Raw genomic sequence first — 23,297 nt, forward strand, 5'->3', positions numbered from 1 at the left:
CTCTCCTTTTCTCTTTACCGGGTATCCATTTTAGTGTCTCCCCGGTCTACAGTCACTTCACAGCCGATTTGTTTCATGCGGCTGCGAAGAAGTTCCAGTTCGGCGGCATTTTCTGCGCCTGTGTAAATCTTATGGTCGTACAGTTCGTATTTTCCCTGTACCAGTGAAGCCGATAAGTTTGGCATCACCACATTGGCCCCTGCCAGTATCCCCCGCTCCCGCCCGTCATGGGAAATGGTTCCAAGGGCAGTTGTGGCAGGCAGAAGGACTTTTGGAAGCAGCAGACGGATCAATCCCAGCAGATACAGGGTAAGCTCTGCGCTTCCCGGTACCTGATTCCCCAAAGGAGTATCCCTGTGCGGAATAAAAGGCCCTATCCCCACCATGGCTGGCTGGAATTCTTTTAAAAAGAGCAGTTCATCTGCCAGATCCTCCGCCGTCTGTCCCGGTGTTCCCACCATGAAACCGCATCCTGTCTGAAATCCAATATCCTTTAGATTTTTCAGGCATTCCTGCCTGTGAGCATAGGACATGGAAGGCGGATGCAGGGTTTTATAGTGTTTTTCGCAGATTGTCTCATGTCTGAGCAGATACCGGTCCGCCCCTGCTTCAAAATACCGTTCATAACTCTCCCTCTCCTTTTCCCCAACGGAGAGAGTCACAGCACAGTCGCTGTATTTTTTCTTTATGGTACGGACCAGTTCTGTGATCCTGTCATCCGTATACCAGGGGTCCTCACCGCCCTGCAGCACAAAAGTTCGGAAGCCAAGAGAATAGCCCTTTGTGCAGCACTCTAGGATTTCTTCCCTCTCAAGGCGGTAACGCTCTGCCCTGCGGTTCCCTTTTCGGATCCCGCAGTAATAACAGTCGTTTCTGCAGTAATTGGTAAACTCAATCAGTCCTCTTATGTAAATACGGCTGCCGTAAAATTTCTCCCGCATCTGTGCTGCTTTAGCAAACAGATAACCGGCAAGTTCCTCATCCCGCTTTTCGATCAGCTCCGTATAGGTCTCCCTGTCCAGGGATTCCCCTGCTTCCAGACGATCGATCTTATCATATAAATGCTCTCTCATATTCTATATCCTGTGGATAAACAGTCCGCTTCTGAGTTTAGGCTCAAACCAGGTGGATTTTGGCGGCATGAGCTTTCCGGCATCTGCAACAGCAAAAAGCTCTGCCATGGAAGTGGGGTACATGGAAAAAGCTGCTTTACAGTCTGTCAAAACACGTTTTTCCAGCTCACCCAGCCCCCGGATCCCTCCGATAAAATCAATGCGGGGGTCTTTTGCCGGCTCCCGGATTCCCAGCACAGGCTCCAGCAGATTGTTCTGCAGCAAAGCCACATCCAGTCCGTCCACCACATCCGGGGAACGATATTCGTCCTTTATGTTGAGTGTATACCATCTGTCACCCAGATACATGCCGAATTCACCCTTTTGCCGGGGAGATACCGCTTCTGTTCCGGGTTCTGATACATAGAATCGTTCTCTTACTTTTTCCAGGAACTCCTCCTCGGAACAGCCGTTTAAGTCTTTCACCACCCGGTTATAATCCAGGATTTCCAGCTCCTCATCCGCAAACAGGGTACACAGGAAATAATTGAACGGCTCCCTGCCTGTATAATTGGGATTCTCCTGGCGCCTTTTCAGCCCCGCTTTAATGGCTGAGGCTGCCCTGTGATGACCGTCCGCAATATAAATGCTGTCCATGGCCCGGAAGGTTTTTTCTATCTTGTGGGTCATGGCCGACTCATAGATCATCCATCCCCTGTGCCGAATCCCATCCTCTGATACAAAGTTAAAAATAGGGAAATCCTTCTTTTTCACCTCTATCAGGTGTCTGAAATCCGCATTTGCACGGTAAGCCAAGAAAATAGGACCTGTCTGTGCCTCCAGTACATCCACGTGGCGAATGCGGTCCAGCTCTTTCTCCACCCTGGTATTCTCATGTTTTTTGATGATGCCGTTCATGTAATCATCAATGGAAGCACAAGCCACGATCCCTGTCTGTACATGTCCGTTTCTGGTCAGTTCATAGAGATAAAAATTCGGGTCCACATCCTGAAGAAAATCTCCGTCTTCCATCATGTTCCAGAATATCTTTCTGGCCTTTTTGTAAACCTCAGGTGCATACATATCCACATCATCCGGAAACTGTGTCTCCGGCCGGTCAATTTTCAAAAAAGAATACGGATTTTTTTCGGTTTCCTCTTTCGCCTCTTTTCTGTTATATACATCATAAGGCAGTGCGGCGATCTTTGATGCCAGATTTTCCTGGGGACGCACTGCACAAAATGGTTTTACTACCGCCATTATCTGCTCTCCTTTATAATTTTTTCTCCATAACATGGGCAGCGACTTCGCAGACACCATGGAATACCTTCCCAAGCCGCTTATGATTCCTTCTAAGCGCACCGCAAAAAGATTTTATCCGCTTTGCGCTGCGGACTCTCTTCTGTATGAATGTTTCCGGTTTTTTCATTTTTCTGCTCATTTTCACACCCCAAATATATTGATGTCTTTTTATAATGCTATAGTAAAATTATACCGTATATAGTCTTAAAATACAATGAAATAGGCACAATTATTTATGCAAAAAGCCTGCCCTGAAACCGAAGCTTCAAGACAGGCCCGTCAATGACTCATGCTGCCAAAAATAGTATCACAGCGTAACTATTCCGTAGGTCTGCGCATTCACTGCGCTGACCGTAAGAAAGTGTGCCACAGCCAAGCAAAAATCCCATCGCCAAAGGCGATTCTGCATGGATCTTTGCCTGCAACTGTGAAGGTACTGAACCGTTACATCACAGCTATTATTTTACTATACGAACACGATACACACCGTGTATATTTTTCAGCTCTTTTGCGACCTCACGCGGTATAGGGGTGGACACATCAAGGAGTGTATAAGCAAAGTCACCTTTACTCTTATTAGTCATGTTGGATATATTCACACCCGCATCACCCAGTACTCTGGTAAACTGACTGATCATGTTTGGAATGTTTTTGTGGTTGATGGCAACTCTTCCCACATCCACACAGGCACCTGTATCACAGTCCGGATAGTTTACGGAATTCTTGATATTTCCGTTTTCCAGAAAGTCCATAAGCTGTTTCACTGCCATCACTGCACAGTTGTCTTCCGATTCCTCTGTGGATGCTCCCAGATGGGGAGTTACCAGAGTATTGGGTGTGCTGGTCACCAGCGGGTTGGCAAAGTCTGTCACATATTTTTTTACTTTGCCCTCTTTCAGTGCCTCCGCCAGAGCTTCCTCATCTACCAGCAGATCTCTTGCAAAGTTCAGAAGAACCACGCCCTCTTTCATCTGGGCGATCTCATCCGCGCCGATCATCTTTCTTGTAGATTCGATCAGCGGCACATGGATGGTGATATAATCACATTCCTTGTAGATCACATTCAGATCATTGATGTGATGGATACTTCTGGAAAGATTCCACGCTGCATCCACAGAGATAAACGGGTCATAACCGTATACTTCCATTCCAAGATGTACGGCTGCGTTTGCCACCTTTACACCGATGGCGCCGAGGCCGATAATCCCCAGCTTTCTGCCGCTGATCTCACAGCCGGCAAACTGTTTTTTCTTTTTCTCAGCCAGTTTTCCGATATCTTCCGTGGCATCCTGATGCTCCAGCCATTCAATACCACCCACAATATCTCTGGATGCCAGCAGCATTCCGGCAATGACCATCTCTTTTACACCGTTGGCGTTGGCCCCTGGTGTGTTGAAGACTACCACACCGTCCTTTGCACACTCCTCCAAAGGAATATTGTTGACACCCGCACCTGCCCTGGCAATAGCAACCACATTCTTCGGAAGATCCATCTCATGCATGTTTGCACTTCTCACCAGCACAGCGTCGGCATCCGATATATTGTCTGTACTCTCGTATTTGGCCGGGAAATGCTCCAGTCCCACACCGGAAATTGGATTTAAGCAGTGATATCTGTACATGATCAAGCGTTCTCCTTTTCAAATTTTTTCATGAAAGCAACCAGAGCCTCCACACCTTTTAAAGGCATGGCATTGTAAATACTGGCACGCATTCCTCCTACGCTTCTGTGGCCTTTCAGGTTAACAAATCCCGCCGCTGAAGCCTCTTTGATAAACTTTGCATCCAACTCTTTATCTCCTGTGACAAAAGGCACGTTCATAAGAGAACGGGAATCCGGTTCCACGGTTCCTTTAAACATCGCGCTCTCATCCAGGTAATCATAAAGGATTTTGGCTTTTTTCTCATTATGCTCTTTCATGGCTTCCAGTCCGCCCTGTTTCTTCAGCCACTGGAATACCTTGCCGCACATATAGATACCGTAGCAGTTAGGTGTGTTGTACAAGGACTCTGCATCTGCATGTGTCTTGTATGTCAGCATGGTTGGTGTTCCGGGAAGCACATCCTCTGTGATCAAATCCTCGCGGATGATGGCGATCACCACCCCGGCAGGACCGATATTCTTCTGTGCGCCGCCGTAAATAATACCGTATTTTTCCACATCCATAGGTTCGGAGAGGAAGCAGGAGGAAACATCCGCTACCAGAGTTTTGCCTTTTGTATTTGGCAGTGTTTTAAACTTGGTTCCGTAGATCGTGTTGTTTTCGCAGATATATACATAATCCGCATCCGGGCTTATGGGAAGGTCAGAACAATCGGGAATATAGGAAAATGTCTTATCCTCAGAGGACGCAATCTTGTTTGCAGTCCCATACTTCTGTGCCTCCTGCCATGCCTTTTTCGCCCACTGGCCTGTGACAATGTAGTCAGCCACTTTATTTTTCATCAGATTCATGGGAATCATGGCGAACTGCTGGTGGGCACCGCCCTGCAGAAATAATACTTTATAGTTGTCAGGAATATGCAGCAGTTCTCTCAAATCTGCCTCTGCAGTATGTATGATATCCTCGAACGCTTTGGAACGGTGGCTCATCTCCATGACGCACATGCCTGTTCCCTTATAATCCAGCATCTCTGCTGCTGCTTCCTGCAGCACTTCCTCCGGCAGAACCGCCGGCCCTGCTGAAAAGTTATAAACTCTGCTCACTTGTCATTTCCTCCTCTATTGCTTTACTCTTATATCTCTCTAAAGCACTTCTAATAGTAACGCCACATGCCCTTTTTGAGGACACGTGGCATAAATTGCTTGACAAGAAGTATTCTACCCCTTTGTTATATTATTGTCAATAAAAACATTTGTCTTTCTGCAAAAGACATGCTATTTCTGTTTTGCTTTCAGGTCTTCCTCGTCAAATGCATCCTCAATGTTGGCTCCTGCCGGCACCATTGGAAATACCTTATCGTCGCTGTCGATCATGCAGTCCAGAACAACCGTTGTATTTAATGCAATGGCTTTTGCTAAGGCTTCCCTGAGTTCTTCCTTTGTGGTCACGCGGATTCCCACTGCCCCCATAGCTTCCGCCAGTTTTACAAAATCAACTTTATCCTTTAATACTGTATTGGAATATCTGCCTTCATAGAACAAAGTTTGCCACTGCCGAACCATTCCCAGGACCTGGTTGTTGATAACTACCTGAATGAGAGGAACATCATTTCTTGTAGCGGTTGCAATTTCATTCATATTCATGCGGAAACAGCCGTCTCCCGCCACATTGATAACTACCTTGTCAGGATTGCCCATCTTGGCACCTATGGCTGCACCAAGACCGTAGCCCATGGTTCCCAGTCCGCCTGAGGACAAAAATGTGCGGGGTGTTTTATATTTGTAATACTGGGCCGCCCACATCTGATGCTGACCCACTTCTGTAACGATAATGGCATCGCCTTTTGTCTGACGGTAGATTTCTTCAATTATGGCCGGACCGCTTAAACCTTCCTCATTGTAGCGCAGAGGATATTTTTCTTTCAGGTCCTCAACGTATTCCAGCCATTCTTTATGTTCTTTCTGCTCCAGCATGTCATTCAGGCGTTTCAGCACTTCCCTGGCATCTCCCACAACACTGCAGTCAACCAGCACATTTTTATTGATTTCCGCCGCATCTACATCAATTTGGATCACCTTTGCGTTTCTGGCAAAGTTTCTGGTATTGCCGGTTACACGGTCGCTGAATCTGGCTCCGACGGTAATGAGCAGGTCGCATTTTGTCACACCCAGATTGGACGCCTTGGTTCCATGCATCCCCAGCATACCTGTATACAACTCATCTTCCCCGGAAAACGCACCTTTTCCCATAAGGGAATCGGTCACAGGTGCCTGGATTTTGTGGGCTAAAACGCGCAGCTCCTCCCAGGCATCCGCTGCAATGGCTCCACCACCAACAAAAATGAAGGGGCGCTTTGCCTCCCGGATCATATCTGCAGCTTTCGTCAGATCTGCCTCTTCAATCTCAGCCACTGAGGGTTTTACCGGCTTTGGCACTATGTTTTCAAATTCTGTCTTGGCCGCGGTTACATCCTTGGTAATATCCACAAGGACCGGGCCGGGACGTCCGCTCTTCGCAATGACAAAAGCACGGCGGATGGTTTTTGCCAGCTTCTTCACGTCTTTTACAATAAAACTGTGTTTTGTAATAGGCATAACAACGCCTGCTATGTCCACCTCCTGGAAACTGTCCTTTCCAAGAAGGGGAACCCCCACATTACAGGTAATGGCAACGACGGGGACAGAGTCCATGTGCGCTGTTGCGATCCCTGTCACAAGGTTGGTGGCACCTGGGCCGCTGGTTGCAAAACATACCCCCACTTTTCCTGTGGAACGGGCATAGCCGTCCGCTGCATGGGCTGCTCCCTGCTCGTGGGAAGTGAGTACGTGATGAATCTCATGGCTGTGTTTGTATAACTCATCATAAATATTCAGAATCGTTCCGCCCGGATAACCAAAAACGGTATCTACACCCTGCTCTTTTAAACATTCGATTACTATTTCTGCTCCTGTCAACTGCATATTGAAATCCTCCCAACCGTTATCTTTTTTTGTTTTTATTTCTGGATTTCCAGAACGGCACCCCTGTTTCCGCTGGTTACCATAGCCGCATAGCGTGCCAGGTATCCTGTGTTCACTTTCGGCTCTCTTGGCTGCCACTCAGCTTTTCTCTTATCCATTTCCGCCTCTGAAACTGCCAGTTCCAGCTTATTTTCTGGAATATTGATGCGGATGATATCTCCCTCTTTCACAAGGGCAATAGGGCCGCCTACGGCTGCCTCCGGAGAAATATGGCCAATAGAAGCCCCACGGGATGCTCCGGAGAACCGTCCGTCCGTGATCAGGGCCACGCTGGAACCAAGTCCCATACCTGCAATAGCGGATGTTGGGTTCAGCATCTCTCTCATGCCGGGACCACCCTTTGGCCCCTCATAACGGATCACCACAACATCCCCTGCTACGATTTTGCCGCCTTTGATGGCATCAATGGCATCTTCCTCGCAGTCAAAGACTCTCGCAGGACCTTCGTGCATCATCATCTCCTCACAGACTGCAGAGCGTTTTACCACCCCGCCGTCCGGTGCCAGGTTACCGGTCAGGACCGCAAGACCACCTGTCTGGCTGTAAGGGTTCTCTACAGGACGGATAACTTCCGGGTTCCTGTTTTCGCAATCCTTAATATTTTCACCTACTGTTTTTCCCGTCACTGTCAAACAGTCTAAATTCAGCAGGTCTTTTTTCGTAAGCTCGTTCATGACTGCATATACACCGCCGGCCTCATTTAAGTCTTCTATGTAGGTTGGGCCTGCAGGTGCCAGATGACACAGGTTGGGCGTCTTCGCACTCACTTCATTAGCGAAGGTAATATCAAAATCCCATCCGATCTCATGGGCGATCGCCGGCAGATGCAGCATACTGTTGGTGGAACATCCAAGAGCCATGTCAACAGTCAGAGCATTCATGATAGCGTCTTTTGTCATAATATCCCGGGGCCGGATATTCTGTCTGTACATTTCCATTACCTGCATCCCTGCATGTTTTGCCAGTTTGATCCTCTCGGAATATACGGCCGGAATGGTACCGTTTCCTTTTAATCCCATACCCAGCACCTCAGTCAGGCAGTTCATGCTGTTTGCAGTGTACATACCGGAACAGGAGCCGCAGGTGGGGCATACTTTATTTTCAAACTCTTCCACTTCCTCTGCTGTCATGGTTCCCGCACTGTAGGAACCCACAGCCTCGAACATGGAGGAAAGACTTCTCTTCTGCCCATGCACACGGCCTGCCAGCATGGGGCCGCCGCTTACAAATACAGTCGGTACATTGATCCTGGCTGCTGCCATCAAAAGGCCCGGCACATTCTTGTCACAGTTGGGCACCATGACCAGAGCGTCAAACTGATGTGCCATAGCCATGGCCTCTGTGGAATCTGCGATCAAATCTCTGGTTACCAGAGAATATTTCATTCCTGTATGTCCCATGGCAATACCATCGCAGACAGCAATAGCTGGAAACATGATAGGGGTTCCCCCTGCCATAGCAACACCTAATTTTACGGCATCCACAATTTTATCCAGGTTCATGTGGCCCGGTACAATCTCATTGTAGGAGCTGACAATACCAACCAACGGCCTCTCCAGCTCCTCTTTTGTCATTCCAAGGGCATTGAACAGGGAACGGTGCGGTGCCTGCTGCATGCCTGTTTTTACTGCATCACTTCTCATACTCTTTCACAATCCTTTCTGTTATCCGATCTTATCTCATTCAAATCTCAGATCCTCTCTGCGATCAGATCTCCCATCTCTTTGGTACCCACCTGTTTCATACCGTTTGCCATAATATCCACTGTGCGGTAACCCTCAGTGAGGACTTTCTGTACAGCTGCTTCCACAGCATCTGCCTCTTTGTCCAGGTCCAGAGAGTAGCGCAGCATCATGGCTGCTGATAAGATAGTTGCAAGGGGGTTGGCAATTCCTTTTCCCGCAATATCAGGAGCCGAACCGTGGCTCGGCTCATAAAGCCCGAATTTTGTCTCATTTAAGCTGGCTGAGGAGAGCATTCCGATGGAACCTGTCACCATGCTGGCTTCGTCAGACAAAATATCACCGAACATATTCTCTGTGAGAATGACATCGAACTGACCCGGATCATGGACAAGCTGCATAGCACAATTGTCCACCAGCATGTGTTCCAGTGCCACCTCCGGATAGTCTTTTGCCACCTCTTCCACTACCTTTCTCCAGAGTCTGGAGGAATCCAGTACATTGGCTTTGTCCACGCTTGTGACTTTTTTATTTCTTTTCATGGCAATATCAAAAGCCTTGACAGCAATCCTGCGAATTTCATTTTCATTGTATGTAAGGGTATCAACGGCTGTTGTCACACCGTTTTCCACCACGGTTTTTCTCTCACCAAAATACAGGCCGCCGGTCAGCTCTCTGACAATGATCATATCAAATCCATCGCCGATCACTTCCTCCTTAAGAGGGCAGGCACCTTTCAGTTCATCGTACAGATAGGCCGGACGTAGATTGGCGAACAGATTCAGGGCTTTTCTGATCGCTAAAAGTCCTGCCTCCGGACGTTTTGAAGGCTCCAGCTGATACCAGGGAGAGGTTTTGGCATCTCCTCCTATGGACCCCATAAGAACAGCATCCGAAGCTTTTGCAGTCTCCACAGCCTCATCTGTCAGCGGCACACCGTGCACATCAATGGAAGCTCCGCCCAGAAGCACCTCCTCATAAGAAAAGCTGTGGCCATAGACTCCGCATACCTGATCCAGCACCTTTTTAGCCTCTGCCACAATCTCGGGTCCGATTCCATCACCTGGGATCAATGCAATTTTATAGTTCATGAGATTCTCCTCCTGTCGTACAATTGTCGTATGTTATCGCAATATAGTATTTTAATTATGATAATCCTTTTTCGCTTATATTTCAAGGCATAATAAGGCAGTCTGCTATTCTTTTTCGTTATATAAGCTATAACAGTTCAAAATTACTCTTGCAAATAGAAATATTTTGGATTATAATACTCTCAACGCATCAGTTCCGGGAGGAGTGCGGTTAGCGGTTACGCCCGTATCTGCGGTGTCTCGGTTCACACATATGAATATCCCGGAGGAACACGCGCAGGCTGGTGCATGTCTGGGAATTTCATTTTCCTTAATTATACTTGTATGCAGATATAGTTCATCGGTAGAACGCCAGCTTCCCAAGCTGGAGAGGCGGGTTCGATTCCCGTTATCTGCTTATAGAAAGGCTGAATGTACTGTATATACAGTGGTTCAGGCCTTTTTTATTTGTCTCTGGTAATATCTCCTAATTGATCTATATGCTCTTGTCCTAGGCTGCACTCTATCTGAATTGTCCTATTTTTACCCATTCAAATGCCCCGGACGATCCATATCAGAAAGTCCGGGGCACTTTATTATCTTTATGCTGTTATAGTCTGTGCCTGATAGTAGATAGCTTCTGTCTTATTTTCTAAAACGAAAGCATCGTAGCAGATGCGGCCCTCTACCAGCTCACCGGAAATTCCCGGCGGATCCTGGTGGGTCTTATAATCCTCCAGCTTAGCGGGGGCTACGGTTGCCACTGGGTGGGCCAGCATAAACCCAAATCCTTCAGGCAGTCTCTTTGATGGTATTTTAATTACCACGGCTCCATCCAGATTGGCAATGACACCTTTTAATCTCATGTCATTTCCGATATCAGTCTCCATTGTGATATCTTTACACTGTTTCATCAGCAGATAAGTATCGGGCGTTACCAGGAGTACACGGCCTGTTTCCGGCACTTCTGAGTTGTCCAGGGCATTGCTGGCCTTAATAATCTCCGTATAGATATTATCTGGGGTCAATGCCACGGCTGCAGGTTTGTGCCCTGCATTAGCTGTCATGATACCATAGACATAAGTGTCAACTTCCGGAATCACAACCTCCCTCACCTGCCGTGCAAGTGCTGATGCAGCGGCCAGCTGGTCACTGGTTTCCTCCTTATCCAGCTTATCAATTGCAAAAGTAAACGAGCGGTCATTCTTCAGTGTAAATTCCTCTGTGGTAGCATCCAGCCCCTGCACTTTACCATATCTTGACCACTCCCCTGATTTCGGACCGGTACGCCCATAATCATTCATAGATGCCGTCGTGACTTTGTACACCTTGATCGTATGTGCCCCTGTCCAGGATAAATCCTGGTTAGTCAACAGGGATTTTTTACTTTCTGTTGAAAACAATTCATCCACATAAGGGAGATATTGTGTTACTAAATCAATTGCCATTTATTCATCAATCCTTTCTGTTAAGCCCCATAGCCTGTCTTAACGGGTCAGTGCCGGTACGATATGAGCTATTACCCTCCGGCACGGCCCCAACCCGGAATCCCGGCATGGGCGTCTGTTTTTCATTTGCTTTACTGCCATATATTTTATTCAATACATCTAATTTACTGTTTAAATCATCTTCATCCGTACAGGTAATGATATCAGCTAATTCACGGGACATCCCCCGCTCATCCAGTTTTTCCCTAACCAAAAGTTTCATCTCCCGGACCTGCAGTTCTGTGAATTTCTGCTCATACTCTGCTTTGCTTTCTTTCTCTATCTGCCCTTTCATTCTGGAAATCCGGGATTGAACAAAACCGTTCACCTCTTCCTGGGTGAATAATTTCTGTCCTTTCCCCTTATTTTCTTGGGCGGCTCCCTGTACTTCTGCTTCATTCCCCATGTTCTCAGCCTGGGTGGTCTGCTCCGTAACACTCATGTTTTCTTCCATGCTCTTGCCTTCCTGTTTAACGTCCAGTGGACTATTTTATATACAGGCAGATATCCCCCGCTGCCCGGTCGGGTGTGCGCCATGCGAAACTGTTAAAAAATCTAAATGAAGAAAAGGAATAAACAAATAGAAAAGGCGCAGGAACGGCCTTAATCGTATTCCACGACTTAAGCTGTTCCCACGCCTCATACAAGACTTCCAGCAGAAAAGAGATGAACCGCTGGGGTACTAAAATCATTCTATTTGTTATAAAACAATTATATCAGATAAATAGTAAATATGCAAGTCTTTTCTTTGTATTTTTAATAGATTTTTTATAGCTTAAAGTATTCCTCTGTGCCGTTTTCACACCATAAAGTGGGATATCCCGTCATAGACGTTATTGCTGCCATATCTTTTCAATCACACCACCAATACTATATATGCCCTTTTATATTTCCCCTGCTGTTCCTTTGCCACTTTGCAGGTTTTGATAACCGGATGCAAAAGTTTTATCACCGCCTGAAGCTCCTGGGGTGTCTGATAGGAAATTTTTATTTTTATCACGCTACATCACTTCCTTCTGTTTTTACTGGTTGATAATACATATATTACAACTCCCCTCTTCTGTTCCTGACACCTGATTTTATTCTGATCATACCTTTTTCTTCTTCCATCTGATATACTCCGGATTTACATACACAATTTCTGATGGTCTGCCCCCCTTTTGCGGGTTTTGTGTGGCGGGTATTGACTTCTGGATACGGATATAGCCGTGCTCTATCAGGCATTGTAATCCGGGTATCATTCCTCCTTTTTTCTCCATACCTTTTCTATCCCGGCAAACATCGTGCAAATCCCTCAATTTTATTTCCATCAGACCGGTAGAATCTATGCGCTTCAGAATATATTTTGCGTCTCTCACCTCAGAAGGATCTGTTAGTCCCATTATGCTAAACGCGGCTTCTGCGTGGGACCGGAAATACCTTCCGATCCCAATAGCATTACTCATGGTCTGCTCGTTGATCTTATGATACTCTGATCGCTCAATGTATTCAAAGCAGTGAAGGACCAGCGCTATTCTCATTGTGGTTCCATGCAGCTTACCAAGCCAAGCCTTGAACTCTGTGGAACTTTCCTTCATTTTATCTTCTATCTCATAAAAAAAATCTTCTGCTAATCTGTCAGCTTCTTCTTCCAGTTCTATGGCTTTTGGTTTATCCGGGACAGGTATGGCTAACAGTCTTTGTATCACGTCGCAGTAATCTGCCCTGTCAAGATCACTGATCTGTTTCACGCGGTATTTCCTTTCTCCTATAGTTGATGGAGGTATGCTGTACAGGAATCTTGCATTCAATCCTCTGCCTACAAATTCACTGTTATCCATTATTTCTTTTATGACTATTGGCTGTACATATAAAAGGATAGCTATTAACGGATGGTCCAGCGTCTGGCCGGCCCTTGTAACTCTGTCCTGCGCGAATCTGTCACCGGAATAGCCTTTCAGCACAATATCAATTACAGTCTTATCACTATACCTTCCTGCCAGTGTGTTAAAGATACCGCCCTCTGTGGAGAAGATGCCTATCCGTTCCCGGTTCTGCTCCATCAGTTTTCCTAAAACTTCCATAGTTACATCATCCGCCACTAACCTTATAGGTGTTACCTCTTCCAACTCATTTAGTTCCTGCTGTAGATCTGTCAATATCTCCACATCAAAGTGTTTATCCTCTGTACTTTTTTTATAGGGACGCACTGCTGATTTTGTGATGTTTGCAATCTTTCCTTCAAGAATTTTCTTTTTTGTCTCATATATGGCGATTTCAGAAGCCAGCTTCTCATTTTCCTTCCTCTCATAATCATAGACCGGCTTCATGATTTCCTTCATAGCCGGACTTTTCCTCTCAGAAGCTTCTGCTACAATAGCAGTATACAGGTTTCCCGGTTCATACCAGTCCGGAAGTGGATGGACGCTATACTTTTTCTGGATTCCTAAACAACCTACGGTCATTACAGCCGGAGCAACCATTCCAGAGGATACTTGCAGACTTTCTATCAAAGAATCAGAAAAACCTCTAATAGCAGAAGGCAGCAATTCCGTTTTAAAAAGCGGAAGTTTAGAAATATCTGCCCCCGCAAAACCCACAAAACCCGCAAATCTATCAGAATACATAATTTCGCTCTTAGACTCGTAACGGACAAGACCATTATCCAATTCTCCATTTACTTTCATTTACTCACCTGCTGTCTTATTGCCGCCATAACCACATTTCTCTTTTTCTGCCACCTCCAAAGCCCCCACCACTTTTTTGGCCCCTATGTATTGCGTTGACATTCTCCCAACCACCTTTCTTCCACTATTGCTATCCCCAGGCTGTTCATCATACACCACACACCAGGTATTTCATTCAGAAATTTCAGTTATATCAACACCTAAAGCCTTTGCAATTTTTTCTCCCACTTCATCAGAACAATTTTTTCCGCCTCTAATATAGTTGACTGTAGCTCTGGAAATTCCCGCGATCTCTGCCAGTTTCTTCTGTGTCATATCCCTTTTGGCCAGTTCTGTCACCAGTTTCACTCTGTCAATTCTCATTTTTTCACCTCCAATATAAAGCATTTGCTTAACTACTTTTTCATCATACCTCAATCTTATGCTTTAGTCAATATCTTTTTTTAATCTTTTGCTTTATTTTCTGTCTTTACCATGCTATTATAGAAAGAAGATTGGGAGGTGAATTTAAAATGACGATCGGTGAAAAAATCCGCAACGCAAGAAAAACAGCAAAAATGACGCAAAAAGCATTGGGCAGTTCTCTTGGAGTATCTCCTCAAATGATCGCTCAATATGAAGCCGGAAAACGCCAGCCCAAAATAGAACAGCTGCAAAAGATCGCGGCTGCTCTTAATATCCATATTTCAGTTTTTTTAGAAGAAATGTCAGAATCGGAAAAAATAAAAAGCACTTGGGAATGGATCAAAGATAAGGATGCGAAAAGAGAAGAACTTCTTATTGAGATATTAAAAACACATAATTATAAAATAGAAAATAAAGATATTCACGGCTTAACGATAACTGACAGCCAAGGATTTCGTTTCTATGTGAACCAATCAGATTTTCAGGATATGGCGCTGCGCTGTGACAAAGACATATGTTATAATATGGAAAAGCTATTAAGTAGTTCAAGAGAAATACCGACTTTCTAAGCATAAAAACCTGCTAGAAAAGCATTGACTTTTGTTAGCAGGTTTTTATACTTTTTTGCAGCACGATTTTAAACCTGCCTGATTTTCGGCTCCACAGCCTCAGATCTGGCATTATGCTGCTGGTTCTGATTCTCGGGTTTTACTTTCTGGGTAATGCTGTTGAAAGTTTCATTTGATTTTTTTCTGTTTAACGCTTCCTGTTGTTTTTTATCCATTTTGTCACCTCGGCATTAGAGTGTTTTTCACACACAGTATCCCCAAAGGCCATGGATTTTATGTATTTTTTCCGAATGCTCACTCTTCTCCGGGCATCTTCCATCCGTGATGGTCGGTATGCAGCAGTTCATGGGCTTTGTGAGACAAAGGCTTTTCCAGAAAATCCTCATAGCATTTTATCACAGACGGATTTTCATGGGAAAAACGGATATTGCTGACCTTATCCAGGCCGTACAGTATCTGCCCCCTGTCCCCTGCAAGCTCCTGTCCGTCATGGATAGGCTGGCCGCCACCGCCGGCACATCCGCCGGGACAGGCCATGATCTCTACAAAATCGTAAGATACCTTTCCTTTTCTAAGGGCTTTCATCAGTTTTCTGGTATTGCCCAGGCCACTGGCAACTGCTACTTTGAGAATGGTACCTGCCAGATTAAATTCCGCCTCTTTCCAGCCATCCATGCCACGGACGGCCCGAAATGCATCCGGTTCCGGGTTCTTGCTGGTCACAAGATAGTAAGCACTGCGCAGAGCTGCCTCCATAACACCGCCGGTAGCGCCAAAAATAACGCCCGCGCCGGAACCCACACCGAGAGGCATATCCAGTTCCTCCTCCCGCAGTGTCTCAGGAAGTATATGGAACATGCGGATCAATCGGTCCACTTCCCTGGTGGTCAGAGATGCATCCACATCCTGCCCCGCTCCTGCGTCCCGCATAGTGGGAAGTGCACATTCCTGTTTCTTCGCCACACACGGCATTATGGACAGACAGAAAATCCTCTCCGGGTCCACATCCAGTAATCTTGCATAATAGGTCTTCGCAACAGCACCGAACATCTGCTGCGGTGATTTTGCTGTAGAAAGCTGATCCACCAGCTCCGGATATTGAGATTTCATAAAACGCACCCAGCCGGGGCAGCAGGATGTAAACATGGGGAATTTCTCATTCTCCTTATTCTTCAGTTTTTCCAGAAACTCGCTGCCTTCCTCCATAATGGTCAAATCTGCACTGAAATCCGTATCAAAGATATAGTCAAATCCCATTTTCCGCAGAGCTGAGGCCAGTCTCTTAATAGTAGCGAATTCCGGTGCCAGACCAATGGATTCTCCCCAGGCCGCACGCACAGCAGGCGCGATCTGGACCACCGTGATCTTGTCCTTATCGGCAATGGCATCCAGCACGCGTTCGGTATCGTCACGCTCACGCAGTGCCCCTACAGGACAGTGGGTGATGCACTGGCCGCAGACTGCACAGTCTGACTCGTCAATCTTTCTGTTTCCGGACACATCCACGGTTGTCCTTGAACCTGTATTTACCACATCCCAGATATTGACAGACTGGATCTTATCGCATATCTGCACACACCGCATACACTTGATGCATTTTGTATGATCCCGTATCAAGGGAAAATCCATATTCCAGCAGTTCTTTGGCAATTCCTTTACAAAAGGAACATCCATGATATTCAGATCATTTGCCACACTCTGCAGGGAGCAGTTTCCGCTTCTGACACAGTAGGCACAGTTACTGTTGTGCTGGGATAGGATAAGCTGTACATTTGTCCTTCTGGTCTTTCTGGCTTTTGGACTGTTGGTATGGACCACCATGCCCTCTTTTACCCGGTTGTTACAGGCTGTTACCAGCTTTGCATAGCCTTCCACTTCCACAACACAGACACGGCATGCACCAATCTCATTGATATCTTTCAGATAGCACAGAGTGGGAATCTTGATTCCTGCAAGAGCGGCTGCCTGAAGGATGGTGCTGTGTCTGTCAGCCTCTATCTGTATCCCGTCAATCGTCAATTTTACTCTCTCTGTATTCACCATTTTTCCACCCTGCCTCCCTTAAACACACCGAAACCGAAGTGGTCACAGCGCAGACAGCGTCTTGCCTCCTGGGAAGCCTCCTCAGAAGTCATACCGCATTCAATCAGTTCCATATCCTTCACTCTTTCGGATGCTTCACGTTCCTTCATATTCACGCGGCCGCAGGTGGGGCGGTCATGGAGACGTACTCTGGGAATCTCCACACCGCTTGTGATGCTGTGGTTATATCCCAGAAATTCATCAATATTGGCAGCCGCCACTTTTCCTGCCGCTATAGCGCGGATCACAGTGGCCGGTCCGGTCACACAGTCCCCTCCGGCAAATACCCCTGCAGCGTCCTTCACGCCGCTCCAGTCAAAGGCATCAATGGCAGCGCCTCTTGTGATGGGAATGCCTGATTCCCCAAAATGCCGGGAATCAATGCCTTGTCCGATAGCCACCAGGATTTGATCACAGGGAAGACGGAGTTTCGGCACATCCGCATCCCCCGGAGATGGTCTTCCGTTTTTGATCTTTCCAATGAGCTGAGGCTGTACCCAGAGTGCTGAAACTTTGCCCTGTTCATCCTTTTCTATAGAAAGCGGCGCATGAAGGTCCAGGACCTCGCATCCTTCCGCAACGGCCCCTTCCACTTCCTCCGGGAGGGCCGTCATATCCACTTTCCTTCTTCTGTAGGCAATGCGCACGCGTTTTGCTCCCAGACGCACCGCGGAACGGGCCACATCCATGGCTACATTGCCACCGCCGATCACGATAATGTCTCTGTCCTTAAAGTTCGGCATCTCCCCGTCACCGATACTGCGGAGCATTTCCACCGCGGACATTACACCTTCGGCATCTTCCCCCTCCATTCCTATTTTTCTGTCTGTATGGGCACCAATGGCTATGTAAATGGCATCATACTGGGGGCGGATATCCTGCAGCAGATACGGCTTCTCCCCCACATCTGCCTCCGTGATAACATCAATCCCTACACTGAGAAGCTGGTTTATTTCCTGATCCAAAACCTCTCTCGGAAGCCTGTAGTTCGGGATCCCGTACCTCAGCATACCGCCCAGCTGTTTTTCCTTTTCATAGATTGTCACCTTATGTCCCATTAAAGCCAGGTAATAAGCCGCGCTGATACCACCCGGGCCGCCTCCGATGACCGCGATCTTCTTCCCTGTAGCCGGCGCAGCTTTGGGCACATGCACTTCCCCTGCATGTTCTACCGCAAAACGCTTCAGGCCTCTGATATTGATGGGGTCATCCAGCATAGTCCTGCGGCACCGGACTTCGCAGGGATGTTCACAAATAAGACCACATACTGCAGGCATGGGATTGTCCTTGCGTATCAGGCGCACTGCGTCTGCGTATCTGCCCTCCCTGACAAGGGCAATGTAACCGGGAATATCCACACCGGCCGGACATTGGGATACACACGGTACCGGCTGATTCAAGTTACAGGAACATCTGCCTCTCAATATATGTTCTTCAAAATCCTCCCGGAACCCTCTGATCCCCTTCAGCACCATCTTGGCTGCTTCATAGCCGATGGCACAGTCGGCGGAATAGAAAATACTTCTGGCCGTCCTCTCAATGACTTCTATCGTCTCCAGAGTGGCATCTCCATCCAGCACATCCTCAAACAGTTTTTCCAGCTGCCCCAGCCCCACACGGCAGGGAACACATTTTCCACAGGACTGGGCATGGCACATTTTCAGGAAAGATGCCGCCATATCCACCGGACATAACCCCGGCGGGCTGGCAACGATTCGCCGCTCCAGATCCTTATAAAGTTCCTCCACCGTCCGCTGCGCGCTGTTTTGTGTAATCATACTTAATCTGCTCATATCTACCTCCAATTGAGCCGCCGTACAGCTAACACGCCGCATACTTTTATATGCTGCTATTGTAAATTGTTATATCTTAAAATTATCATTTTTGTATAATACCGTCAACATATTTTGTGATATTTTAATAATTTTCTAATAATTTAAGGGTACTCCCCAGACTTTTTTATACAAAAAATGTCTCATACCCTGTTATAGATATGAGACATCCTCAATTAATATTTCACCGGTATCCAAACTTCCACTTCCCCTGCATCCTCAGCTTCATTCCAAAAAACATATCTTTCAATAGTGGGGAGTCCGCATTTGTCATACTGGCTCTGGGGCAGAAATTCCTGATTGATCTGCCGCCATAAATTCCCCAGTATATTGTCTGAGATCTTCCCCTTTGTCTGGAAGATAAGCCACGTTGCCGGCGGGTACTGATATGTCACAAATCCCTCTACCTTGGGCCCATCCCAAAGGACAGCACACATATAATCATTGCTGCCGTCCTCCTGAAATCCAAAACACAGCCCCAGGTCAAAAAAATCTCCGCTGATATCTTTCATCTTTTCATTGGTACCGTCGCTCTTCACCACTGCCCAGGTACCGCCTCCGTACGGCGTGGTCATTCTTGTTCCAAGTACCTGAAATGCCTTCTTGTCTTCAATCGTATACCTCATAGACTCTACCCCCTTTACAGTTATCTGAAATTCAAGCCTACAGTAAAACATCAGCGGAACAGCATTCTGTCTCACCTCCGTGGGATTGACACCATGCATTTTGCGGAATGCCACACGGAAAGCATCTCCTGACTGATATCCATATTTCAGTGCTATATCCAACACTTTCTCATCGGTATTCTGCAAATCATATGCCGCCATAGTCAGCTTGCGCCTTCTGATATATTCAGAAAAACTAATGTTTGTCACCTGTCCGAACAAACTCTGAAAGTTCTGATACGGACACGCCATGATCTTACTGATCTCTTCCTCACAAATCTCATCCCGAAGATGCTCCTCCACATAGTCCATCACCCGGTTTATCCGCTGCATCCACTCCATATCTTCACCTGCCTTATATATATAATACATCCTTCGCTGCTTATCTGTCCGATAAATCTTCTACGGAAAATGTCGGTGTGGAAAATGCACCTCTTAACCCTCAGTTTCCAAAGATCTCGCAAGTACGTCTGCATGCAGCAGGGGTTGCCGCACAGCCGCCCAGTGCGCTTTCCCGCAGTTCAAAGGGAAGACTCCTGCCCACATGATACATAGCCTGGGCCATCTCGTCAAAAGGAATCACTGCCGGGATCCCCGCAAGGGTCTGCTCCGCACAGATCAGCGCATTCGCTGCCCCCACACTGTTCCTGTTCTGACATGGGTACTCCACAAGGCCGGCTATGGGATCACAGACCAGACCAAGCAGGTTGGATATTGCCACAGAGGCCGCATCCAGACACTGCTTGGGTGTGCCTCCCATCATCTCCACCGCAGCCGCTGCTGCCATGGCTGATGCTGCGCCCACCTCCGCCTGACACCCCGCTTCCGCGCCTGCCACAGAGGCATTCCGCATAAGCAGGTATCCGATAGCCCCTGCTGTGTAAAGTCCGTTTAAAACCTCTTTTTCCGCCAAATCATATTCTTCCTGCAGAGCCAGAAGCACTCCCGGTACCACACCGGAAGAGCCAGCTGTAGGCGCGGCCACGATCACACCCATGGAGGCATTGACCTCCAGAACTGCCATGGCATAAGTGATTGCACGCTGAAGCACCGTCCCGCAGACAGACCTTCCCGCCAAAGCGTGCTGATGAAGCTTGCGGGATTCTCCCCCGATCAGACCGCCCACGGAGGGTTTGGGATTGGTCAGAGGCTCTTTTGCGGAACGGCGCATGATATTCAGGGATTTTATCATTTTCTCCTCCACTTCCTCCTCTGAAATCCGGGAAAATTCCGTCTCCCTAAGCTTCATGACCCTGGAGATGGGCATGTCCTGCTCCCTGCATAGATCTAAAAGTTCACTGCCCTGATTGAATTCCATCCTATCCTCCTATATCTGTACCAGAATCACGTTGGAGACACAGGGATTCTCCCTGATCTTATCTGTCACGTCCTCCGGTATTTTTTCATCAGACTCCACAATGGTATAGGCCCTGGCACCTCTCTCCTCCCGGTAAAGGCGCATAAATGCAATATTTACATTCTTCTCGCTCAGAGCCTTGGTAATATGTGCCACCACACCCGGCTTGTCTGTCTGACTGACAACCAGAGTGCTGTACTCCCCTGTAAAATCCACTTCTATCTGATTCAAACGGACAATTTTCACCTTGCCGCCGCCCAGGGAAACACCACGCACAAAAAGATGCTCTCCGCCGGTGCCCTCCATATCCATATCCGCAGTATTCGGATGTTCATCTCCCAGTTCGCTGCTGGTTATAAATTCATAGCAAAGCCCCTGCTCCCTGGCCAGTGTCAGGGAATCCCTGATCCGCAGATCATCTGTCTGAAATCCCATGATACCTCCCAGAAGCGCCCGGTCTGTACCGTGCCCCCGGTATGTCTGGGCAAAGGAACCATACAGGGTAAAACGCACTTTTTTTATCCTGCCCGGAAAAAGCCTCCGCGCAAGAAGAGCCATAGATGCCGCACCTGCGGTGTGAGAGCTGGAAGGTCCCACCATATTTGGCCCGATCACATCAAATAAACTGATAAATGCCATGTTCGTATTTCTCCATATTCTGTCCCTGTTTCCATCAAGGGACCGTTTCTCATTCACGAAAAAACAGGCGCCGCAGAACCATTTTTCCTGCAACACCTGTCTTGCTTTTCAATCTTCTGAATTACTCTTTTTCTGCGATTCCGTCTCCGGCTTTCTCAACTTCTGCGATAGCCGCTTTTCTCATAGGGATTCTGCAGTTTCTGTTGTTTCCGAATTCTACGATAACATCTTCATCCGTAATATCAATTAAGATTCCGTAAAAACCGCTTGTGGTTACCACACTGTCGCCTACTTCCATAGAAGATAACATGGATTTTACTCTCTGCTGTTCCTTTTTCTGCGGTCTCATGATCATGAAATACATTAAAAGAAAAAATACAACCAGCGGCAGTAACATGGTTGCCCATGCGCCGGCGCCGCCTGCGCTTGCCTGTCCTAATAACATTTTTGTTCCTCCTGCAAATTATATTTTTGAACGTTATTACAATAATACACAATTTCCCTTATTTCTTCAAGTGTTTTTCAGGTTTTTTTATATATTTTACACGTTTTTTCTGTTTTTATGCCTTAGGACCTGCTGCCATGCGCTCCAGCTTCTGCTGTTTATAGTCCTCATAGTGCCCTTCATCAAGAGCCTGGCGTATTTCCGTCATCATAGTATTGTAGAAATACAGGTTGTGCAGTACACACAGACGCATTCCCAGCATTTCCTTAGCCTTCAGAAGATGGCGGATATAGGCCCTGCTGTAACTTCTGCAGGCCGGGCACTGGCATCCCTCCTCGATCGGGCGGGAATCCAGTTCATATTTAGCGTTGAACAGATTGAGTTTTCCAAAATTCGTGTACACGTGGCCATGGCGTCCATTCCGGCTTGGGTATACACAGTCAAAGAAATCCACGCCTCTGGAGACACCCTCCAAAATGTTGGCCGGTGTTCCCACACCCATCAGATATGTGGGCTTATCTGTGGGAAGATAGGGCACCACACTGTCCAGGATCCGGTACATTTCCTCATGGCTCTCCCCCACAGCAAGCCCCCCAACTGCATAACCGTCAAGGTCCATTTTGGCAATCTCTTTTGCATGTGCGATACGGATATCATCATATACTGCGCCCTGATTAATTCCGAACAGCATCTGCTGGGGATTGATAGTATCTTCTTTTGCATTCAGCCGTGCCATCTCATCCTTACACCGGGCAAGCCATCTTGTGGTCCTGTCCACAGAGTCCTGAACGTATTTTCGGTCTGCCACAGAGGATGGACACTCATCAAACGCCATGGCAATGGTGGACGCCAGGTTGGACTGTATCTGCATACTTTCCTCTGGTCCCATAAAAATCTTATGTCCGTCAATGTGGGAGTTAAAATAAACGCCTTCCTCTTTGATCTTCCGCAGCTTTGACAGGGAAAACACCTGAAATCCGCCGGAATCCGTGAGTATGGGTCTGTCCCAGTTCATAAATTTATGGAGTCCGCCCAGTTTTTTCACTACCTGGTCACCCGGGCGAACATGGAGATGATATGTGTTTGACAATTCTATCTGCGTTCCTATTTCATGCAGGTCCGTTGTGGCAACTGCGCCCTTGATCGCAGCCACTGTGCCCACGTTCATAAAGACAGGGGTCTCCACCGTGCCGTGCACTGTTTCAAAATGGGCGCGTTTTGCCATGCCTTCCTGTTTCAGTATCTTGTACATATAACAATTTCCTCTTTCTAAACGTAATCCTTTTGCCCGTAACTGTATATCTGATGAACAGTTACATCTGGCTTATTCTACCATAAGGGAAATGTAAACGCAACCGGCTGGAATATTTTCTTTCCCTCTTATATATAACTAAAATAATCCAATTTCAAAATAGCAATT

The 23,297-nt window shown here is 47.1% G+C and carries 21 protein-coding genes and 1 tRNA gene; 2 read left to right on the forward strand and 20 right to left on the reverse strand.

Annotated features, from left to right (window positions below):
* Positions 1-14 precede the first annotated feature (14 nt).
* From hydE to leuB, 7 genes are all read right to left on the reverse strand, one after another.
* On the reverse strand, positions 15-1,073 hold the full coding sequence (gene hydE / locus C6P39_RS26475; protein ID WP_104805724.1) for a [FeFe] hydrogenase H-cluster radical SAM maturase HydE: 1,059 nt from the start codon (positions 1,071-1,073) through the stop codon (positions 15-17).
* Positions 1,074-1,076: 3 nt separating this feature from the next.
* The gene (locus C6P39_RS26480; RefSeq protein ID WP_095172535.1) at positions 1,077-2,312 is read right to left on the reverse strand and encodes a DUF1015 domain-containing protein; all 1,236 of its coding nucleotides are present in this window, start codon (positions 2,310-2,312) and stop codon (positions 1,077-1,079) included.
* A gap of 500 nt (positions 2,313-2,812) precedes the next feature.
* Positions 2,813-3,976, reverse strand: coding sequence for a phosphoglycerate dehydrogenase (locus C6P39_RS26485; RefSeq protein WP_095172534.1), 1,164 nt, complete (start codon positions 3,974-3,976; stop codon positions 2,813-2,815).
* Positions 3,977-3,978: 2 nt separating this feature from the next.
* A complete protein-coding gene (gene serC / locus C6P39_RS26490) occupies positions 3,979-5,061 on the reverse strand; it encodes a 3-phosphoserine/phosphohydroxythreonine transaminase (RefSeq protein ID WP_104805725.1) in 1,083 nt (360 codons plus the stop codon).
* 171 nt (positions 5,062-5,232) lie between these two features.
* Positions 5,233-6,918 carry a biosynthetic-type acetolactate synthase large subunit gene (gene ilvB, locus C6P39_RS26495; protein WP_095172532.1) on the reverse strand — a complete coding sequence of 562 codons (1,686 nt, stop codon included), beginning with the start codon at positions 6,916-6,918 and terminating at the stop codon, positions 5,233-5,235.
* Positions 6,919-6,953: 35 nt separating this feature from the next.
* A complete protein-coding gene (ilvD, locus tag C6P39_RS26500; protein WP_104805726.1) occupies positions 6,954-8,621 on the reverse strand; it encodes a dihydroxy-acid dehydratase in 1,668 nt (555 codons plus the stop codon).
* A gap of 47 nt (positions 8,622-8,668) precedes the next feature.
* The gene (gene leuB / locus C6P39_RS26505) at positions 8,669-9,751 is read right to left on the reverse strand and encodes a 3-isopropylmalate dehydrogenase (protein WP_104805727.1); all 1,083 of its coding nucleotides are present in this window, start codon (positions 9,749-9,751) and stop codon (positions 8,669-8,671) included.
* A gap of 326 nt (positions 9,752-10,077) precedes the next feature.
* Here leuB and C6P39_RS26510 point away from each other — a divergent pair.
* Positions 10,078-10,148, forward strand: a tRNA-Gly gene (locus C6P39_RS26510).
* Between the two features lie 184 nt (positions 10,149-10,332).
* Here the strand turns inward: C6P39_RS26510 and C6P39_RS26515 are convergent.
* The 5 genes from C6P39_RS26515 to C6P39_RS26530 all read right to left on the reverse strand — a co-directional run bounded on the left by C6P39_RS26515 (position 10,333) and on the right by C6P39_RS26530 (position 14,246).
* Entirely contained in the window at positions 10,333-11,178 is an 846-nt protein-coding gene (locus tag C6P39_RS26515; protein ID WP_104805728.1) for a hypothetical protein, read from the reverse strand.
* A gap of 7 nt (positions 11,179-11,185) precedes the next feature.
* Entirely contained in the window at positions 11,186-11,671 is a 486-nt protein-coding gene (locus tag C6P39_RS26520) for a hypothetical protein (RefSeq protein ID WP_095172528.1), read from the reverse strand.
* A gap of 402 nt (positions 11,672-12,073) precedes the next feature.
* Positions 12,074-12,217: a hypothetical protein gene (locus tag C6P39_RS27635; RefSeq protein ID WP_156087458.1), complete on the reverse strand. Its 144-nt coding sequence runs from the start codon at positions 12,215-12,217 to the stop codon at positions 12,074-12,076.
* Between the two features lie 88 nt (positions 12,218-12,305).
* Positions 12,306-13,883 (reverse strand): YfjI family protein, encoded by a 1,578-nt coding sequence (locus C6P39_RS26525; RefSeq protein WP_104805729.1) that lies wholly within the window; start codon positions 13,881-13,883, stop codon positions 12,306-12,308.
* Positions 13,884-14,054: 171 nt separating this feature from the next.
* On the reverse strand, positions 14,055-14,246 hold the full coding sequence (locus tag C6P39_RS26530; RefSeq protein ID WP_095172526.1) for a helix-turn-helix transcriptional regulator: 192 nt from the start codon (positions 14,244-14,246) through the stop codon (positions 14,055-14,057).
* A gap of 149 nt (positions 14,247-14,395) precedes the next feature.
* Here C6P39_RS26530 and C6P39_RS26535 point away from each other — a divergent pair, with 149 nt between their 5' ends.
* Positions 14,396-14,857, forward strand: coding sequence for a helix-turn-helix domain-containing protein (locus C6P39_RS26535; protein ID WP_095172525.1), 462 nt, complete (start codon positions 14,396-14,398; stop codon positions 14,855-14,857).
* 68 nt (positions 14,858-14,925) lie between these two features.
* Here the strand turns inward: C6P39_RS26535 and C6P39_RS27720 are convergent, their stop codons facing one another.
* The 8 genes from C6P39_RS27720 to tgt form a co-directional block, all read right to left on the reverse strand.
* Complete coding sequence (locus C6P39_RS27720) at positions 14,926-15,072, reverse strand: hypothetical protein (protein ID WP_018596440.1); 147 nt, start codon at positions 15,070-15,072, stop codon at positions 14,926-14,928.
* A gap of 79 nt (positions 15,073-15,151) precedes the next feature.
* The gene (locus tag C6P39_RS26540) at positions 15,152-16,900 is read right to left on the reverse strand and encodes an NADH-dependent [FeFe] hydrogenase, group A6 (RefSeq protein ID WP_104805730.1); all 1,749 of its coding nucleotides are present in this window, start codon (positions 16,898-16,900) and stop codon (positions 15,152-15,154) included.
* Positions 16,894-18,732 carry an NAD(P)-binding protein gene (locus C6P39_RS26545; RefSeq protein WP_104805731.1) on the reverse strand — a complete coding sequence of 613 codons (1,839 nt, stop codon included), beginning with the start codon at positions 18,730-18,732 and terminating at the stop codon, positions 16,894-16,896. Before C6P39_RS26545 ends, C6P39_RS26540 begins: the two co-directional genes overlap by 7 nt.
* Positions 18,733-18,947: 215 nt before the next feature.
* A complete protein-coding gene (locus C6P39_RS26550; RefSeq protein ID WP_242987149.1) occupies positions 18,948-19,808 on the reverse strand; it encodes an AraC family transcriptional regulator in 861 nt (286 codons plus the stop codon).
* A 70-nt stretch (positions 19,809-19,878) separates the two neighbouring features.
* Positions 19,879-20,754, reverse strand: coding sequence for an L-serine ammonia-lyase, iron-sulfur-dependent, subunit alpha (gene sdaAA / locus C6P39_RS26555; protein ID WP_104805732.1), 876 nt, complete (start codon positions 20,752-20,754; stop codon positions 19,879-19,881).
* A 9-nt stretch (positions 20,755-20,763) separates the two neighbouring features.
* Positions 20,764-21,432: an L-serine ammonia-lyase, iron-sulfur-dependent subunit beta gene (gene sdaAB, locus C6P39_RS26560; RefSeq protein WP_095173227.1), complete on the reverse strand. Its 669-nt coding sequence runs from the start codon at positions 21,430-21,432 to the stop codon at positions 20,764-20,766.
* Positions 21,433-21,553: 121 nt separating this feature from the next.
* A complete protein-coding gene (yajC, locus tag C6P39_RS26565) occupies positions 21,554-21,877 on the reverse strand; it encodes a preprotein translocase subunit YajC (RefSeq protein WP_065541234.1) in 324 nt (107 codons plus the stop codon).
* A gap of 115 nt (positions 21,878-21,992) precedes the next feature.
* Positions 21,993-23,129 carry a tRNA guanosine(34) transglycosylase Tgt gene (gene tgt / locus C6P39_RS26570; protein ID WP_095172521.1) on the reverse strand — a complete coding sequence of 379 codons (1,137 nt, stop codon included), beginning with the start codon at positions 23,127-23,129 and terminating at the stop codon, positions 21,993-21,995.
* Positions 23,130-23,297: the final 168 nt, after the last annotated feature.

The sequence above is a fragment of the Blautia marasmi genome (genome assembly GCF_900258535.1).
Taxonomy (GTDB): domain Bacteria; phylum Bacillota; class Clostridia; order Lachnospirales; family Lachnospiraceae; genus Blautia; species Blautia hominis.

Excerpts from the sequence above, each read along its gene's own strand:
- C6P39_RS26540 (WP_104805730.1), bottom strand. The coding sequence starts at position 16,900 with ATGGTGAATACAGAGAGAGTAAAATTGACGATTGACGGGATACAGATA.
- C6P39_RS26545 (WP_104805731.1), bottom strand. The coding sequence starts at position 18,732 with ATGAGCAGATTAAGTATGATTACACAAAACAGCGCGCAGCGGACGGTG.
- C6P39_RS26520 (WP_095172528.1), bottom strand. The coding sequence starts at position 11,671 with ATGGAAGAAAACATGAGTGTTACGGAGCAGACCACCCAGGCTGAGAAC.
- leuB (WP_104805727.1), bottom strand. The coding sequence starts at position 9,751 with ATGAACTATAAAATTGCATTGATCCCAGGTGATGGAATCGGACCCGAG.
- C6P39_RS26515 (WP_104805728.1), bottom strand. The coding sequence starts at position 11,178 with ATGGCAATTGATTTAGTAACACAATATCTCCCTTATGTGGATGAATTG.
- C6P39_RS26550 (WP_242987149.1), bottom strand. The coding sequence starts at position 19,808 with ATGTATTATATATATAAGGCAGGTGAAGATATGGAGTGGATGCAGCGG.
- sdaAA (WP_104805732.1), bottom strand. The coding sequence starts at position 20,754 with ATGGAATTCAATCAGGGCAGTGAACTTTTAGATCTATGCAGGGAGCAG.
- tgt (WP_095172521.1), bottom strand. The coding sequence starts at position 23,129 with ATGTACAAGATACTGAAACAGGAAGGCATGGCAAAACGCGCCCATTTT.
- sdaAB (WP_095173227.1), bottom strand. The coding sequence starts at position 21,432 with ATGGCATTTATCAGTTTATTTGATGTGATCGGGCCAAATATGGTGGGA.
- hydE (WP_104805724.1), bottom strand. The coding sequence starts at position 1,073 with ATGAGAGAGCATTTATATGATAAGATCGATCGTCTGGAAGCAGGGGAA.
- C6P39_RS27720 (WP_018596440.1), bottom strand. The coding sequence starts at position 15,072 with ATGGATAAAAAACAACAGGAAGCGTTAAACAGAAAAAAATCAAATGAA.
- yajC (WP_065541234.1), bottom strand. The coding sequence starts at position 21,877 with ATGTTATTAGGACAGGCAAGCGCAGGCGGCGCCGGCGCATGGGCAACC.
- C6P39_RS26525 (WP_104805729.1), bottom strand. The coding sequence starts at position 13,883 with ATGAAAGTAAATGGAGAATTGGATAATGGTCTTGTCCGTTACGAGTCT.
- ilvB (WP_095172532.1), bottom strand. The coding sequence starts at position 6,918 with ATGCAGTTGACAGGAGCAGAAATAGTAATCGAATGTTTAAAAGAGCAG.
- C6P39_RS26535 (WP_095172525.1), top strand. The coding sequence starts at position 14,396 with ATGACGATCGGTGAAAAAATCCGCAACGCAAGAAAAACAGCAAAAATG.
- ilvD (WP_104805726.1), bottom strand. The coding sequence starts at position 8,621 with ATGAGAAGTGATGCAGTAAAAACAGGCATGCAGCAGGCACCGCACCGT.
- C6P39_RS26485 (WP_095172534.1), bottom strand. The coding sequence starts at position 3,976 with ATGTACAGATATCACTGCTTAAATCCAATTTCCGGTGTGGGACTGGAG.
- C6P39_RS26530 (WP_095172526.1), bottom strand. The coding sequence starts at position 14,246 with ATGAGAATTGACAGAGTGAAACTGGTGACAGAACTGGCCAAAAGGGAT.
- C6P39_RS26480 (WP_095172535.1), bottom strand. The coding sequence starts at position 2,312 with ATGGCGGTAGTAAAACCATTTTGTGCAGTGCGTCCCCAGGAAAATCTG.